14 protein-coding genes are annotated in these 15,275 nt (G+C 63.1%); 10 read left to right on the forward strand and 4 right to left on the reverse strand.

What is annotated here, in order from left to right:
- Nucleotides 1-9: 9 nt before the first annotated feature.
- From VJ604_RS17610 to VJ604_RS17620, 3 genes are all read right to left on the reverse strand, one after another.
- Nucleotides 10-147: a hypothetical protein gene (locus VJ604_RS17610; protein WP_324084783.1), complete on the reverse strand. Its 138-nt coding sequence runs from the start codon at nucleotides 145-147 to the stop codon at nucleotides 10-12.
- A 615-nt stretch (nucleotides 148-762) separates the two neighbouring features.
- On the reverse strand, nucleotides 763-1,332 hold the full coding sequence (locus VJ604_RS17615; RefSeq protein ID WP_324084785.1) for an outer membrane protein assembly factor BamD: 570 nt from the start codon (nucleotides 1,330-1,332) through the stop codon (nucleotides 763-765).
- Nucleotides 1,333-1,502: 170 nt separating this feature from the next.
- Nucleotides 1,503-2,420, reverse strand: coding sequence for a DMT family transporter (locus VJ604_RS17620; RefSeq protein ID WP_324084787.1), 918 nt, complete (start codon nucleotides 2,418-2,420; stop codon nucleotides 1,503-1,505).
- Nucleotides 2,421-2,707: 287 nt separating this feature from the next.
- On the opposite strand from VJ604_RS17620, the gene VJ604_RS17625 reads away from it, so the two are divergent.
- The 6 genes from VJ604_RS17625 to VJ604_RS17650 all read left to right on the forward strand — a co-directional run bounded on the left by VJ604_RS17625 (nucleotide 2,708) and on the right by VJ604_RS17650 (nucleotide 8,202).
- Nucleotides 2,708-3,448, forward strand: a complete 741-nt coding sequence (locus tag VJ604_RS17625; RefSeq protein ID WP_324084789.1) for a basic amino acid ABC transporter substrate-binding protein — start codon at nucleotides 2,708-2,710, stop codon at nucleotides 3,446-3,448.
- 147 nt (nucleotides 3,449-3,595) lie between these two features.
- Nucleotides 3,596-4,381, forward strand: a complete 786-nt coding sequence (locus VJ604_RS17630) for an amino acid ABC transporter permease (RefSeq protein WP_324084790.1) — start codon at nucleotides 3,596-3,598, stop codon at nucleotides 4,379-4,381.
- Complete coding sequence (locus VJ604_RS17635) at nucleotides 4,368-5,114, forward strand: ATP-binding cassette domain-containing protein (protein ID WP_324084792.1); 747 nt, start codon at nucleotides 4,368-4,370, stop codon at nucleotides 5,112-5,114. The genes VJ604_RS17630 and VJ604_RS17635 overlap by 14 nt, the downstream gene beginning before the upstream one ends.
- 65 nt (nucleotides 5,115-5,179) lie before the next feature.
- Nucleotides 5,180-6,619 (forward strand): hypothetical protein, encoded by a 1,440-nt coding sequence (locus VJ604_RS17640; RefSeq protein WP_324084794.1) that lies wholly within the window; start codon nucleotides 5,180-5,182, stop codon nucleotides 6,617-6,619.
- A 61-nt stretch (nucleotides 6,620-6,680) separates the two neighbouring features.
- Complete coding sequence (locus tag VJ604_RS17645) at nucleotides 6,681-6,953, forward strand: coiled-coil domain-containing protein (RefSeq protein WP_324084796.1); 273 nt, start codon at nucleotides 6,681-6,683, stop codon at nucleotides 6,951-6,953.
- 73 nt (nucleotides 6,954-7,026) lie between these two features.
- Nucleotides 7,027-8,202, forward strand: a complete 1,176-nt coding sequence (locus tag VJ604_RS17650; RefSeq protein WP_324084797.1) for an ABC transporter substrate-binding protein — start codon at nucleotides 7,027-7,029, stop codon at nucleotides 8,200-8,202.
- A gap of 311 nt (nucleotides 8,203-8,513) precedes the next feature.
- Here the strand turns inward: VJ604_RS17650 and VJ604_RS17655 are convergent, their stop codons facing one another.
- The gene (locus VJ604_RS17655) at nucleotides 8,514-9,227 is read right to left on the reverse strand and encodes a FadR/GntR family transcriptional regulator (RefSeq protein WP_324084799.1); all 714 of its coding nucleotides are present in this window, start codon (nucleotides 9,225-9,227) and stop codon (nucleotides 8,514-8,516) included.
- A 187-nt stretch (nucleotides 9,228-9,414) separates the two neighbouring features.
- Between VJ604_RS17655 and pruA the strand changes: the two genes are divergently transcribed.
- The 4 genes from pruA to VJ604_RS17675 all read left to right on the forward strand — a co-directional run.
- Nucleotides 9,415-12,408 carry an L-glutamate gamma-semialdehyde dehydrogenase gene (pruA, locus tag VJ604_RS17660; protein WP_324084801.1) on the forward strand — a complete coding sequence of 998 codons (2,994 nt, stop codon included), beginning with the start codon at nucleotides 9,415-9,417 and terminating at the stop codon, nucleotides 12,406-12,408.
- Between the two features lie 505 nt (nucleotides 12,409-12,913).
- Nucleotides 12,914-13,705 (forward strand): amino acid ABC transporter substrate-binding protein, encoded by a 792-nt coding sequence (locus tag VJ604_RS17665; RefSeq protein WP_324084803.1) that lies wholly within the window; start codon nucleotides 12,914-12,916, stop codon nucleotides 13,703-13,705.
- Between the two features lie 51 nt (nucleotides 13,706-13,756).
- Complete coding sequence (locus VJ604_RS17670) at nucleotides 13,757-14,788, forward strand: ABC transporter permease subunit (protein WP_324084805.1); 1,032 nt, start codon at nucleotides 13,757-13,759, stop codon at nucleotides 14,786-14,788.
- Nucleotides 14,775-15,275: amino acid ABC transporter ATP-binding protein (locus VJ604_RS17675; protein ID WP_324084807.1), on the forward strand; the 501-nt coding region annotated here is incomplete at its 3' end. The genes VJ604_RS17670 and VJ604_RS17675, both read left to right, overlap by 14 nt.

The raw sequence follows: 15,275 nt of genomic DNA on the forward strand, positions 1-15,275 counted from the left end.
GGAACGACTCTACTCCGCGAAGCAGGGCTCGGCTGCCACCTGCTCATCCTGCTCCTGTTTCGATGCCTGATAGGCGAAGAGGCAGGACAGTTGGAAAGCTACCACGACGAGGGCTACCGCGATGAAACCCACCAGCAAGCTGATCATTCTCTACTCCTCCGTTGGTTGTGGGGATCGCTCCCCGTTGACGCATCAGCTGGAGTATTGCTGAATCCATGCCAGTTGTTTACATTTTGATCGCCCTAAGGTGGTGGAACGGCGTCGGTTTCGGCGGCAGGTTAATGATAGGCCGGTAACCTGCGGTACCACCATCGGTGTGCTTCGGCGGTATACGTTTCAAATCATTGCGGCAGGCTGCCCTGTTTGCCTTAAGGGGTGGGGGGAGGGGGGAGACAGAAATATTAGAAGAGAAAGGCTCAGGATGAACAGCAGGGGTGGTTCAAAGATGAGGTTGCACCAATCCGGTACGGTTCTGGGTCCTGAAAGGTCCGCTATAACACCGGAGTCGTTGCGCTGCCATCGGTCTCTTCACCGTTACGCCCATCTGCTGGTCGTAGCGCGGCCACTGAGCTTGGAAGCAAGCGCCGACCGGACCGGTTCTGCGCGGAAAGGTGGAAAGGGCCCCGGGCGGAGAGGGGACGATCGGGAAAGAGGCGGCGCGGGCCCGCTGGTGGCGGTCGGCCGGCACAAAAGAAGGCCCTGCGGTGGGAACCGCAGGGCCTTGGTATTCAAAGGAGGGGTGCTGCTGCAGCGCCAGGAGTGCTACTGCAGCGCCTTTTCGTTGCAGGGGCCGGTGATGCCCAGGTTGCGGCAGGCAGCATCGAGTTTCTGCTGGATCTCGGCGGTCCCCATCCCCAACTCCTTCTTGACCTTCTCCTCGCACATCTTGTCCCACTCAGCCTCTTTCTCCCGCAGGTCGGCGCGGTTGTAGCGGTGGTCGTAGCGGCTGAAATACCCCTGGGAGAGCCGGCGCCATTCCTTGTCCTGGATGTCGTCCGCCTTCTTCTTCAGCTCCAGAAGTTCCCGCGCCTTCCCCTTGGCGTCCAGGACGGGGGGAGCCGGTTTGGCCGGGGCGGGGGCAGGGGCGGCAACGGGCCGCATCAGCTCCAGCAGCCGGTCGTTGGCCTTCACCGCCAGCTCGCTGGTCGGGTAGCGGTCGATGATCGCCTCGTAAAGTTCCTGGGCCTTCGCCGTATGCCCCTGGCGTTCGGCCTTACCCGCCTGCAGGTAGAGGGACTGGGCGTTCTCAGGCGGTGCCGGAGCCTCGCTCGCCAGCGCGGAGCCTGCCGTGAGGGCGACGAGTAATGCGGTCAATGCGATGCAGCGCTTCATGCAATTTCCCCTTTTTTAGTGTGCTTGGCGCCTCCGGCCACAGCCTGGGAGGCATCCCGTCCTCGCCCCGCTCGCCGAACTGGAAGGGCGCAGGGCATCTGTCCTGGTGCTGTTAAGGTCGGTGCCGGCAGCGGCGGAGTCGTTCCGCCAGCGACCGGAGGAGTGACATTCTAGTCAGTCAGCTCCTCGCTGGCAACCGGAATTTCATCCCGGCGGCCGGCGGGCATCAGTTCGGAGACCAGCATCCCCGCCACGATCAGCCCCGCCCCCATCAATCCCCACCTCCCCAAGGTCTCGTTGCCGAAACGGCAGGCATACAGCGCGGCGAACACCGGCTCGCAGCAAAAGATGAGCGCGGTGTGCGCGGGGCTCAACAGGCGCTGCATCGAGGTCTGCACCAGGAAGGCGAAAACGGTGGCAAAGACGGCGCAGACCACGATGGCAGTTTCCGTCCCGTCGGTCACCGTCAGCACGGGCTTTCCCCTCAGCAGGGCGGTGAGGAAGCTCAGCAGGAAAACGGTGCCGATCTGCACCGCGGTGAGCCAGCAGACATCGCTTCCCCCCTTGCGCGCGAAGCGGCCGGTGCAGAGCAGGTGGATGGCGACGCAGAGCGCGCAGATGGCAGCCAGCAGGTCGCCCGGGTTGAACTGCAGGGCCCTGCCGTCGGTGCAGAGGAAAAAGAGCCCCAGGGCGGCGAGGGTCGCCCCGATGCCGACCGGGAGCGTCACCTGCTGCCTGAAGAAGAGCGCGCCCAGCAGGGGGACGATCACCACGTTCAGGCCGGTGAGAAAGCCGGTGTTGGTGGCGCTCGTGTACTGCAGCGCCACGGTCTGGAAGGCGAAGGCGGCGAAGAGGAAGGCGCCCAGCACTCCGCCGTCACGTAGCGAGGCGAGGGTCAGTTTCCTCCTCTGGGCGAGACAGAGCACGACCAAGAGGAGAAAGGCGAGCAGAAAACGTTGCGACAGGAAGACGAAGACATCCTCCTTGGCCACCGCATCCTTCACCACCGTGAAGGTGACCCCCCAAAAGAAGGTGGTGACCAGCAGCAGCAGGACCGCTACCCCTTTTTTCAGCATATGAAACACCATTTTCCAACTGCGAAATTGCCCTCGCGACCTTTGCCCACCGGCGGCGAGGGAGAACCAAATGGTCCAACCTATACAGGGAACGAATTCCCGTGAAGGAGCGCTACTCTCCCTCTTTTTCACCGCGAATGCAAATAAAAAGAAAAATGGTCGTACCAAACTATTGACATTGTATTCAAACCTGTTTACAAGTAGGTGCCGTTAAACCTTATAAAACATTTGTTTATTCTAACAAATAAAGTGTTCCAGACTCTAAAACAACTGTTTGTTGCCATTACATTGGAGGGACCATGAAGAAGGTATTTAGCCTGCTGTTGACCGCTCTCACCCTGTGCCTGTTCACCGTCGCAGCCGCTCCCGCGGCCCGCACCATCACGGTGGCCACCGACGCCACCTGGCCCCCGATGGAGATGGTCGACGCCAACAAGAACATCGTCGGCTACGACATCGACTTCCTCAAGGCCGCCGCCAAGGAGGCCGGCTTCTCGGTGGTCTTCAAGAACACCGCCTGGGACGGCATCTTCGCCGGCCTCGACTCCGGCCAGTACGACGCGGTGATCTCCTCGGTGACCATCACCCCCGAGCGCCAGAAGAAGTACGACTTCTCCCTCCCCTACATCGACGCCGGCCAGATCCTGGTGGTCCCCAAGACCGAGCACGCCGCCAAGCTTGCCGACATGAAAGGGAAGAAGGTCGGCGCCCAGATCGGCACCACCGGCGCATTCGAGGTGAAGAAGGTGGCAGGGATCGAGCTCAAGACCTACGACGAGATCGGTCTGGCCTTCGAGGACATGGCAGCCGGCCGCATCCAGGGGGTGGTCTGCGACGAGCCGACCGCCATCATCTACGCACTGCAGAAGCAGGAGTACAAGGCGAAGTTCAAGATCGCCGGCAAGCCCTTCACCAAGGAGGCCTACGGCATCTGCGTGAAGAAGGGGAACAAGGAACTGGTCGCCCTGCTCAACAAGGGGATCACCGCCGTCAAGGCCAAGAAGATCGACCAGCAGCTCAAGAAGAAGTGGTTGAAGTAGCTCGGAAACGCTGCGGGGACGGGGCCTCCTCCTGGGTCTCCCATCCCCGCGGCGTTGCCTTTTCGTAAAAGCGGGCGCCCCGCCAGGTAAGAAGGGGTGCCCAAGCGAGCCTCCGCGCCGCAGGCAAGGTAGAAGGATTTGATGTTAATGGCAGAAAACGAAGACAAGAAACGGATCGTGGTGGGAGACGGCGCCGCCATCCCCACCAAGAGGGACATGGGGCTCTTCACCGCCTGGCGGGTGGCCTTTTTCGGGGCCATCGGCGTGCTGGGCTGGCTCACCTACTCCAAGCCCGATCCCTACCTCACCGTCCTGAAGTTCGTCCCCGACGGCATCCTGGTTACCTTCAAGGTGACGGTGGGAGCCATCCTGCTCGCCCTGGTGATCGGCCTGATCGCAGGCCTTGGGCGGGTCGCCCAGAACCGCCTGTTGAACGGCATCGCCTCGCTCTACGTCGAGGTGATCCGCGGCATCCCCCTGCTGGTCCAGATCTTCTACATCTACTACGCGCTCGGCCGCTTCGTGAAGGTCCCCGACATGCTCTCCGCCATCGTGGCCATGGCGATCTGCTACGGCGCCTACATGGGCGAGGTGTTCCGGGCCGGCATCCAGTCGATCCCCAAGGGGCAGATGGAGGCGGCGCTCACCCTGGGGATGAGCCGCGGGCAGGCGATGTACCACGTCATCGTCCCCCAGGCCTTCAAGGTGGTGCTGCCGCCGGTCGGCAACGAGTTCATCGCGCTTTTGAAAGACTCCTCCCTGGTCTCCATCCTCGCCGTGGCCGACCTTTTGCGGCGCGGCCGCGAGTTCGCCTCCGAGTCCTTCACCTACTTCGAAACCTACACCGTCATTGCCTTGATCTACCTCATCATCACGCTGTTTTTCTCGAAGCTGATCGGAATCATGGAGGAGCGAATCAATGCCGGCAGGTAGCAAGCGCAAGATGGTGGAGGCGCGCGACGTGGTCAAGTTCTACGGGCGGCTGCGGGCGCTGGACCGGGTCTCGCTCGACGTGCAGGAAGGGGAGAAGGTGGTCATCATCGGCCCCTCCGGTTCCGGCAAGAGCACCCTTCTGCGCGCCATGAACCGCCTGGAGGAGATCGACGCAGGCTCCATGACCGTGAACGGCATGGACCTCTACTCCCCCAAGACCGACATCAGCAAGGTGCGTGAGGAGGTGGGGATGGTGTTCCAGTCCTTCAACCTCTTCCCGCACAAGACCGTGATGGAGAACCTGACCCTCGCCCAGCGGGTGGTGAGAAAGCGTCCCAAGGAGGAGGCGCAGGAGCGGGCGGCCAGGCTTTTGGCCAAGGTGGGGCTCACCGAGAAGGCCAACGTCTACCCCGGGCGCCTGTCGGGGGGGCAGCAGCAGAGGGTGGCCATCGCGCGCTCGCTGGCCATGGACCCCAAGATGATCCTGTTCGACGAGCCGACCTCGGCGCTCGACCCGGAGATGATCGGGGAGGTGCTGGACGTCATGAAAGACCTGGCGCGGGAGGGGATGACCATGGTGGTGGTCACCCACGAGATGGGCTTTGCCCGCGAGGTGGCCGACCGGGTGGTCTTCATGGACCACGGCGCCATCATCGAGGAGGGGACCCCGGAGCATTTCTTCACGGCCCCCAGCCATCCGCGCACCAAGCTGTTTTTGAACCAGATCCTTTAGTTGGTTGTTGTAAATAGGTTGGTGCGCGTATGGCGCACCTCCAATTCTTCCGAGGAGGGAACCAGATGAGAGTAAGCAGCAAGCTGCTGGTCCTCGCGCTTTCCGGCGCGCTGACCGCAACCGCAGTGCCCGCGCTGGCACTGGAGAACGAGTTCCACGGTATGTTCCAACTGCAGTTCGACAACTCGAACTTCAACGGCACCAGGAACCTGGACGACGCGGGGGCCCGCTACAACCCGCAGCTGAAGCCGGCAGATCCGGGCTCGGCCAACTTCTTCGAGCAGCGCGCCCGCCTGTACTACACGGCCAAGGCGAGCCAGGAAGTGAAGCTGGTCACCAAGTTCGAGCTGGACTACTCCTTCTGGGGTAACTCGAGCTACACCACCCACCGCAACCAGGGGGGCGCCCTGGGCGCGGACACCGTCAACCTCGAGACCAAGAACCTCTACCTCGACCTCAACTCGCCGACCCTCTCCACCTCCGCCAAGATGGGTATGCAGGGTGTGGACGACGCCTTCAAGGGGATCTTCGTTTCCGCCGACATGGCCGGTATCCTGTTGACCCACGAGTACCAGAAGGCGAGCGCCTCCCTGGGCTACTTCCGCTGGAACGACACCACCGGGCAGGTCAACCCCTTCAGCGACCTGGGCAGGGATGCCCGCAACATGGTGCTCTTCGACGGCAAGTACAAGGTCTCCGACGCCACTACCCTGGGCCTTGCCTACTACTTCGTCTACTCCAACAAGGTCAACGTCCAGGACGGCAACGGCAACCCGCTGGTCGAGGACCTCACCGTCAGCAACCTGGGCGCCAACTTCGTCACCGCCCTCGGCCCGGTCACCCTGGACGGCTTCGCCATCTACCAGTTCGGCCACAACGGCTCCGAGAACCACTACACCTTCAACCCCTCCCCCGGCGGGCTCGACGCCAACAAGCACCGTAACGCCTGGGCGGCCAACCTGGGCGGCCGCAGCAAGCTCGGCCCCGGCACCCTGCGCAGCGAGTTCCTCTACGTCTCCGGTGAGGGTTCCGAGGACGACGGCAACACCAACGCCTTCTACACCCCGGGCAACTTCGGCTACAGCGAGTCGGGCTTCTGGAACAACGAGATGGTCATCCTCGGTCGCGACAAGAACGGTCTGACCAACGACTCGGCCATCGTGTTCGACGCCAACAACAAGGACCAGGGCGTGTTCTTCGGCTCGGTCGGCTACGACCTCCCCATCACCAAGTCCATTTCGGCCAGCGCCAATGCCGGCTTCGCAGCCGTCGCCAAGGCCAACATCTTCAAGCCGGTCAACCTGAAGACCGGCAAGCAGAACAGCAGCAACTACCTCGGCACCGAGATCAACGGCGAGACGAACTACAAGTTCACCGACACGGTGACCTTCTCCGCTCGCGCCGGCTACGTCTTCCTGGGGAGCTACTGGGACGGCGTCTCTACCGGTGGCAAGGATCCTTCCAACCCCTGGGACGTGAAAGTTTTGGTAAACTACACGTTCTAAACCAGAGCCGCCGGGGTTGACGTCCCGGCGGCTCGCCATACTCACCTACAGGAGGCCTACCATGAAGAAAATAGCCGTGATGATCATGGCCGCCGTCGTGCTTGCCGCCCTTCCGGTTGCCGCACAGACCGCAGCTGACAAAGACGAGTGCCTGCTGGCCGCCAAAAACTGCGCCAACGAGGTGGACAACATCCAGAAGAAGGTGAAGAAGCTGCAGAAAGAGATCAAGAAAGGCGACCGGGTCTACACCAAGGAAGAGCTGGATACCCTCAAGCGCAAGCTGGACGAGGTCAACCAGCTTCTGAACGACCTCAACAAGCCGGGCGGCCGCTAGACCTTTTTTGTTTGCCCAATCATTTGAATTGATTTATAAGTTGCACGACTGCATTCCAACAGGGAGGTGTGTGATGACGATTAAGAAGTGCGCGGCACTGCTGCTGGTCGGCCTTTTGGCCGCAGGTAGCTTCGGCTGCAAGAAGAAGGAAGAAGGGGCAGGCTCCGCTGCCAGCGGGGACACCGTGAAGATCGGCTTCCTGGGCGCCCTCACCGGCGACGTCGCCATGTTCGGCAAGCCGACGCTGGACGGCATGAAGATGGCCGCCGAGGAGATCAACGCGGCCGGTGGCGTGAACGGCAAGAAGATCGAGATCGTGGAGGCCGACGACCGCGGCGACAAGCAGGAGGGGGCTTCGGTCACCCAGAAGCTGATCACCCGCGACAACGTGGTCGCCATCGTGGGCGACCCGACCACCGGCATCACCAAGGTCGCCGCCCCCATCGCCCAGAAGGCGCAGGTGGTGCTGCTCTCCGCCGGTGCTACCGGCCCGGGCGTGGTGGAGAACGGTGATTTCATCTACCGCGACACCCTGCTCGACTCCGTCGCCATCCCGGCCTGCATCGACTTCTTCTCCAAGGACATGGGGTACAAGAAGGTGGCGGTGATCACCTCCGACAACAACGACTACTCGGTCGGCCTCTCCCAGACCTTCCGCGACGCCGCCAAGGGCAAGGGTATCGAGATCGTGGCCGACGAGAAGGTGAAAGACGGCGACAAGGACTTCTCCGCCCAGGTGACCAACATCAAGGCGAAGAACCCGGACGTCATCTTCTTCTCCGGTTACTACACCGAGGGCGCCCTGATCATGAAGGAAGCCCGCAAGCAGGGGATGAAGGCCTCCATGTTCGGCGGCGACGGCCTCTTCTCGCCCAAGTTCATCGAGCTGGGCGGCCCGGCCGTGGAAGGCTCCATGTGCGCCCTGGGCTTCTCGCCTGAGCAGGCCTCCCCGGTTACCGCCAAGTTCGTCGAGGCGTTCAAGAAGAAGTCCAACGGCGCCGAGCCGGGTCTCTTCGACGCGCAGGGCTACGACGCGGTGATGCTGCTCGCCGACGCCATGAAGCGCGCCAAGAGCAACGATCCCAAGGTGTTCAAGACCGCCCTGGGTCAGACCAAGAACTTCGAAGGTGTCTCCGGCACCATCACCATCCGCGCCAACCGCGAGCCGATCAAGACCCCGCTTGCCCTGCTGGAAGTGAAGAACGGCAAGTACGCCCTGAAGGCCAAAGTACCGGTCAAGATGGACTAAGAGTAGCGCAAGGGGACTTTCCCAAGACAAAGGCCCGGCAGAGGAATCTGCCGGGCCTTTCTTGTTCGAACCTGGGAGCGCTACCTTGGTCCTCGTCGGGAGAGGGCAGGGGTAAGGGACGTTTCCACGAAGACGGCAGGCGTGCGACGCCTCACATGACGGTGCAATTATGGTCCCCCCCTTGGTAAAGGGGGGAGAGGGGGGGGTGCCTTTTGCTTTTTGCCCTGGCTGCGGACGTGGCGTTGTCGGCAGGTCCGGCGGCAGTTCCCCCTCCCCCAGCCCCTCCCCCTTCGGGAGAGGGGAGTCTCGAGTCAGGCGGTCTGCTTCTCCATGTAGGAGCTGAAGCGCCGCACGTGCTCGCGGGCGATCCTTCTGGCCTCCTCGGAGTCCTTTGCCTCGATGGCCGCGATCAGCTGCACCATGTCCTGGTGGTTCTCGCGCATGAGCGCCTCCTCCTTGGGGAGAAAGCTCTCGTAGTAGGTGTGGATGTTGGTGGAGAGGGACTCCAGCACCGAGATGAAGAGGGGGTTGCGGGTCAACTCCGCCAGGCGCAGGTGGATCTTTTCGTCGGTGCTGATGAAGCTGTCCCAGTATTCGGGCCCCTTGGCCAGGTAATCGGCGGCGGTGGAAAGGAGGATCTTCAGCCCGTCCACGTCCTCGGCCTCCGCGCGCCGGGCGGCCAGGGCGGCGATGTCCCCCTCCAGCCCGATCCTGAATTCGGCCAGGTTCTGCAGGGAGACCTTCTTGTAGCGGATCAGCAGTCCCAGGCTGGCGCTCACCTGCTCGGTCCCCACCCCCTTGACCACGGAGCCGCCGGTCACCCCGGTCCGGATCTCGATCAGCCCCTGCTGCTCGAGCACCCTGAGCGCCTCCCTCAGCGTCCCCCGGCTCACCTGGAACCTCTCCTTGAGATCCCGCTCGGCCGGGAGCTGGTCGCCGGTCTTCAGCTTGCCGGTGACGATCGCCTCCTGGATCTGCTCTACCACGTCCTGGTACACCCTGCTTTGCTTCGCTTGACGGAACATCATCTAATCCTTTTCCAACTGGTGTACTGACCGGTGGGGGCACTGCCCGTGCCAACGGTACAACCTTTATACCAGCTTGCCCGAACCCATGCAATATCATAGATGTTACCTTGGGGTATTGACAAGCGGGGGAAAATGCATTATCTAATGGTCCAACCATTATAATTATTCAGCACAGGAGGCTGACATGCAGACCGCACTCAACGAAAAGATCGTATCCCGGGGGAAGGAATTCTTCACCGCCATCAGCGGCGAAAAGCCCTCACTGTTCAACAAAGGGGCCTGGATGGGGAAGGTCATGGACTGGAGCATGCAGAACGAGCAGTTCAAGGTGCAGATGTTCCGCTTCGTGGACGTCTTCCCGTCGCTGACCACCAGCCGGCTGTTGACCGACCACATCCGCGAGTACTTCGGCGATGAGAAGGATATGCCGCCGGTGCTCTCCTGGGGGGCCAAGGCGGCCGGCATGTTCGGCTCCTTCGGCGGCAGCGTGCTCAACAAGGTGCTTTCCTCCAACATCCAGGAGATGGCGCGCCAGTTCATCGTGGGCGAGTGCACCAAGGAGGCGGTCAAGAACCTGGAGAAGCTGAGAAAAGACGGCTTCGGCTTCGTGGTGGACGTCCTTGGGGAGGCCACCCTTTCCGAGCAGGAGGCTGAGGTCTATACCGATACCTACCTGGAGCTCCTGGAGGCCCTGAAGAAGGAGCAGCAGGGGTGGAAGGCGCTGGGGAGCGGCCAGGGCAGCCTCGACTGGGGCCACGCACCCAAGGTGAACATCGCGGTGAAGCCGACCGCGCTCTTCTGCCTCGCCAATCCCCAGGACTTCGAGGGGTCGGTGGTGGCCATCCTGGACCGGCTGCGCCGCATCTTCGTGAAGGTGGTCGAGCTGAACGGCTTCATGTGCATCGACATGGAGTCCTACCGGCACAAGGCGATCATCATCGAGGTGTTCCGCAGGCTGAAGCTCGAGTTCCGCGACTACCCGCACCTGGGCATCGTGCTGCAGGCCTACCTGAAGGATACCGACCGCGACCTGGAGGAACTGCTCGGCTGGGCGAGGAAAGAGGGGGTGCAGATCTCCATCCGCCTGGTGAAGGGGGCCTACTGGGACTACGAAACCGTGAAGGCGAAGCAGAACGACTGGGAGGTGCCGGTCTGGACGGTGAAGGCGGACAGCGACGCGGCCTTCGAGCGGCAGGCGAAGAAGATCCTGGAGAACGCCGACATCTGCCATTTCGCCTGCGCTTCCCACAACATCCGCACCATCTCCACCGTGATGGAGACCGCCAAGGCACTCGGGGTCTCCGATGACCGCTACGAGTTCCAGGTGCTCTACGGCATGGCCGAGCCGGTGCGCCGCAGCATCCTGAAGGTGGCCGGCCGCATCCGCCTCTACTGCCCCTACGGCGACATGGTGCCGGGGATGGGCTACCTGGTGCGCCGCCTGCTGGAAAACACCGCCAACGAGTCCTTCTTGAGGCAGAGCTTCGCCGGCGATGCCGAGCTCGAGCGGCTGCTGGAGGACCCGGCGGTGACCGCGCAAAGGGAGAAGGCGGCGCGCGCACAGGAGCCGGCCCCGGTCAAGGAGGCGCTCCCCCCCTTCAAGAACGAGGCGATGGTCGACTTCACCCGCCCCGACCACCGCGAGGCATTCCCGCGCCACATCGCGGCCGTGCGCGGCCAGTACGGCAAAAAGTACCCGCTCTTCATCGATGGCAAGGAGATCGCAACCGCCGAGCTGCTGCCGACCGTGAACCCGAACCGCCCCTCCGAGGTGCTGGGGACCATCTGCCAGTCTGGGACGGCCGAGGTAGGCCAGGCAATCGCCGCCGCCAAGAAGGCCTTCCCGGCCTGGCGTGACACCTCCCCGGAAAAGCGGGCGGAATACCTGGTCAAGGCGGCAGCCGTCGCCCGCCGGCGCGCCTTCGAGCTCTCCGCCTGGCAGGTGCTGGAGATCGGCAAGCAGTGGGACCAGGCCTACGCTGACGTCACCGAGGCGATCGACTTCCTGGAATACTACGCCCGCGAGATGATCCGCCTGGGCACCCCCACCCGGGTGGGCAACGCCCCGGGCGAGCTCAACCACTACTTCTACGAGCCCAAAGGGGTGGCGGCGGTGATCGCCCCCTGGAACTTCCCGCTCGCCATCAGCGTGGGGATGGTCTCCGCCGCCATCGTGGCCGGCAACCCGGTGGTCTTCAAGCCGTCCGCGCTCACCTCGATCATCGGCTGGCACCTGGTGGAGATCTTCCGCGAGGCGGGACTCCCCGCCGGCGTCTTCAACTACACCCCCGGCCGCGGCTCGGTGATGGGGGACTACCTGGTCGACCATCCGGACATCAGCCTGATCGCCTTCACCGGCTCCATGGAAGTCGGCTTGAGGATCATCGAGCGCGCGGCCAAGGTACACCCGGGCCAGCAGAACGTGAAGAAGATCGTCTGCGAGATGGGGGGCAAGAACGCCATCATCATCGACGAGGACGCCGACCTGGACGAGGCGGTGCCGCATGTCCTCTACTCCGCCTTCGGCTTCCAGGGGCAGAAGTGCTCCGCCTGCTCCCGCGTGATCGTGGTCGACGCCGTCTACGACAAGTTCGTGGAGCGGCTGGTCTCCATGGCCGAGGCAACCATGGTCGGCCCCTCCGAGGACCCGCGCTACTACATGGGCGCGGTGGCCGACGCCAACGCGCAGCGCACGATCAAGGAGTACGCCGAAGTCGGAAAGCGGGAAGGGCAGCTCCTCTACGAGAGCAAGGTGCCGCAGGGTGAGGGGTACTACGTGCCGATGACCATCATCGGCGGCATCCGTCCCGAGCATCGCATCGCGCAGGAGGAGATCTTCGGACCGGTACTGGCGGTGATGCGCGTGAAGGACTTCGACCAGGCCATCGAGTGGGCCAACTCCACCCGCTTCGCCCTCACCGGCGGCGTCTTCAGCCGCAGCCCGCAGCACCTTGATCAGGCGCGCCGCGAGTTCAGGGTGGGCAACCTCTACCTGAACCGCAACAACACCGGCGCCCTGGTGGGACGCCAGCCCTTCGGCGGTTCCCGCATGTCGGGGGTCGGCACCAAGGCGGGTGGGCACGACTACCTGCTGCACTTCATGGACCCGCGGGTGATCACCGAGAACACCATGCGCCGCGGCTTCGCCCCGGTGGAGAGCGGCGACGACCTGCCGTAGGCATCACCCCATGCCTCCATCTACCCTCGCCCCTTCAGGGGAAAGGGTGGCCGAAGGCCGGGTGAGGGTGCCGCGATGAGCAGGAAATCCCGCCCTCACCCCTGCCCCTCTCCCCCGAGGGGGCGAGGGGGACGAGCCAAGGTCCCTCCCCTTCAAGGGGAGGGACAGGGTGAGGATGGGGTAGGGGACTGGCTCCGTCCGGTGTCTGTCCCCTGTCCGGCTCCCGCCCACTGTACAAAGGGGAGGGTGAGGATGGGGTGGCGCCCTTACCCCAAACGAGACACAACAGGAGACGCGGATGGAGCGCACCCGATCGGTCAAGGTACCGGGACGGCCCGCACCATCCGCGTTTCTGTTTCCACGGGAGATTGTGTCCCCCCGTTGCTCTCTCTGTTTGATCTGAACAAAAAGCTGTTTACGGAAAACCTTGACCTTGAGGGGGATTTCTGGAATAATGCGCGCCGGTCTGACCATTACGCCGTTTTGGCAATTCCGGGAGAAGATGATGAAAAAACTGATTCTGCTGCTCGCCGTCACCCTGATCGCAGCCTTTGCCCTGCCGACCTTTGCCGCCGACTCCTCGTTTGCCGAGGTCAAAAAAGCCGGCAAGCTGGTCATCGGTCTCGATGACGCCTTCCCCCCCATGGGCTACCGCGATGCCAGCGGCAAGCTGATCGGTTTCGACATCGACGCCGCCGAGGAAGTCGGCAAGCGCCTGGGCATCAAGATCGAGTGGCAGCCGACCGCCTGGGACGGCGTCATCCACTCCCTCAACTCCAAGAAGTTCGACTGCATCTGGAACGGCATGACCATTACCGACGAGCGCGCCAAGGAAGTTGCCTTCACCAAGCCGTACATCATGGACGGCCAGATCGCCGTGGTCCGCTTCACCGACAAGCGCTACAAGTCCTTGAAGGATCTGAAGAACGTGAAGGTCGGCGCCCAGAAAGGCTCCTCCGCCCTGAGCGCGGTCAAGAAACTCCCCACCGCGCCGGCTGAACTGAAGGAGTACGAGGACAACCCGAAGGCGCTCCTCGACCTGGAAGCTGCCCGCATCGACGTGGTGGTGATGGACAACGTCACCGGCCGCGACTTCATCGCCAAGCGCCCCGGCAAGTTCAAGGTCCTCCCCGGCTTCATCAGCAAGGAGCCCTTCGGCGTCGCCTTCCGCAAAGACGACACCTCGCTGCGCAGCAAGGTGCAGCAGACCCTGGACAAGATGGTGAAGGACGGCACCATGGCCAAGATCTCCCGCAAGTGGTTCGCCGAGGACATCACCAACCCGAAGAAGTGGTAATTGGTAGCCAGGCAACCGGCTTTACCGTAACGCAGTACCTGAAGGCTGTATATGACTGATTTCACTAAATCATCCAGCAGGGTCGTGACGACGGCCCTGCTTTTTTTGTGGGCGCTCTGCCTGCCGCTGTGGGCGGCCGCCCCGCCCGTCGACCCGGACCTGGTCTTCAAGCAGGCGAACGAGCTGATGGGGCAGGGGGACCTCCCCGCCGCGGTCGCCGAGTTGCAGAAGATCCCCAAGCCTGGCAAGGGCGAGGACGGGGAGTCCTACGTGCGCAGCCGCCTGCAGATCGGCCGGCTGCAGTTCTCGCTGGGGGAGATGGACAAGGCTTCGGCCGCGGCCCAAGAGGTGCTCGCCCTCTACCCCGACAACAGCGAGGCCAAGAACTTCGCCGCGTCGGTGGCGGCTGCCAAGAAGCCCGGCTATGTCACCTTCTTCAACGACTGCCTCCGCTTTCTCCCTTCCCTTCTGAAGGGGGCCGTCACCACGCTGCTCCTGGTGGTCGGCACCATGCTGATCTCCCCGTTGGGCGGACTCTTGATCGCGCTGGGGAGGATCAGCTCCTTCCGGGCGGTCTCCTCCCTCTGCTGGTTCGTGATCTGGTTCTTCCGAGGCACCCCGCTTCTGCTGCAGCTCTTCTTCATCTACTACGGCCTCCCCTCCCTGGGGATCACCCTGGCCCCCACCACCGCTGCCATCATCGGGCTGGGGCTCAACTCCTCCGCCTACCTCGGCGAGATCATCCGCGGCGGCATCCAGAGCATCGACCACGGCCAGATGGAGGCCGCCAAGGCGATCGGCATGAGCTACCGGCAGGCGATGCGCCGGGTGATCATCCCGCAGACCTACAAGCGGCTGATGCCCCCCATCGGCAACGAGTTCATCGCCCTCATCAAGGACACCGCGCTGGTCTCCACCATCGCCATGGTCGAGCTGATGCGCTCCGCCGACCAGCTCTTCAACACCTACTTCAACGTGACGGCGCTGGTGCTGGCTGCGCTTCTCTACCTGGCCTTCACCACCCTCTTCACCTTCATCTTCGAGAAGATCGAGTACCGTGCGGGGATCTATGAACACCGATAGGCAGCCGCTCATCGAACTTACCGGCATCACCAAGCGCTTCAAGAGTTTGACCGCGGTAAACGGCGTCTCCCTCTCCGTCTATCCCGGCGAAAAGCTGGTGATCATCGGCCCCTCCGGCTCGGGGAAGTCCACCCTGCTGCGTTCCATCAATTTCCTTGAGGAAATCGACGAGGGGACGATACGTTTCGAGGGGCGCGAGGTCGGTTACCTGCGCCGCCACGGCAAGCCGCAGCTGGACAAGCAGCCGGTGATCTGCGCCCTGCGGGCCGAGATCGGCATGGTCTTCCAGCACTTCCACCTCTTCCCGCACATGACCGTGCTCGGCAACGTCATGGAAGGGCCGCTCACCGTGCAGAAGAAGCCGGCCGCCGAGGCGCGCGACATCGCGCTGGACATGCTGAAGAAGGTGGGGCTCTCCGACAAGCGGGACGTCTTCCCGGCGACCCTGTCGGGGGGGCAGAAGCAGCGGGTGGCCATCGCCCGGGCG

The organism is Geomonas sp., assembly GCF_035254065.1.
Lineage (GTDB): Bacteria > Desulfobacterota > Desulfuromonadia > Geobacterales > Geobacteraceae > Geomonas.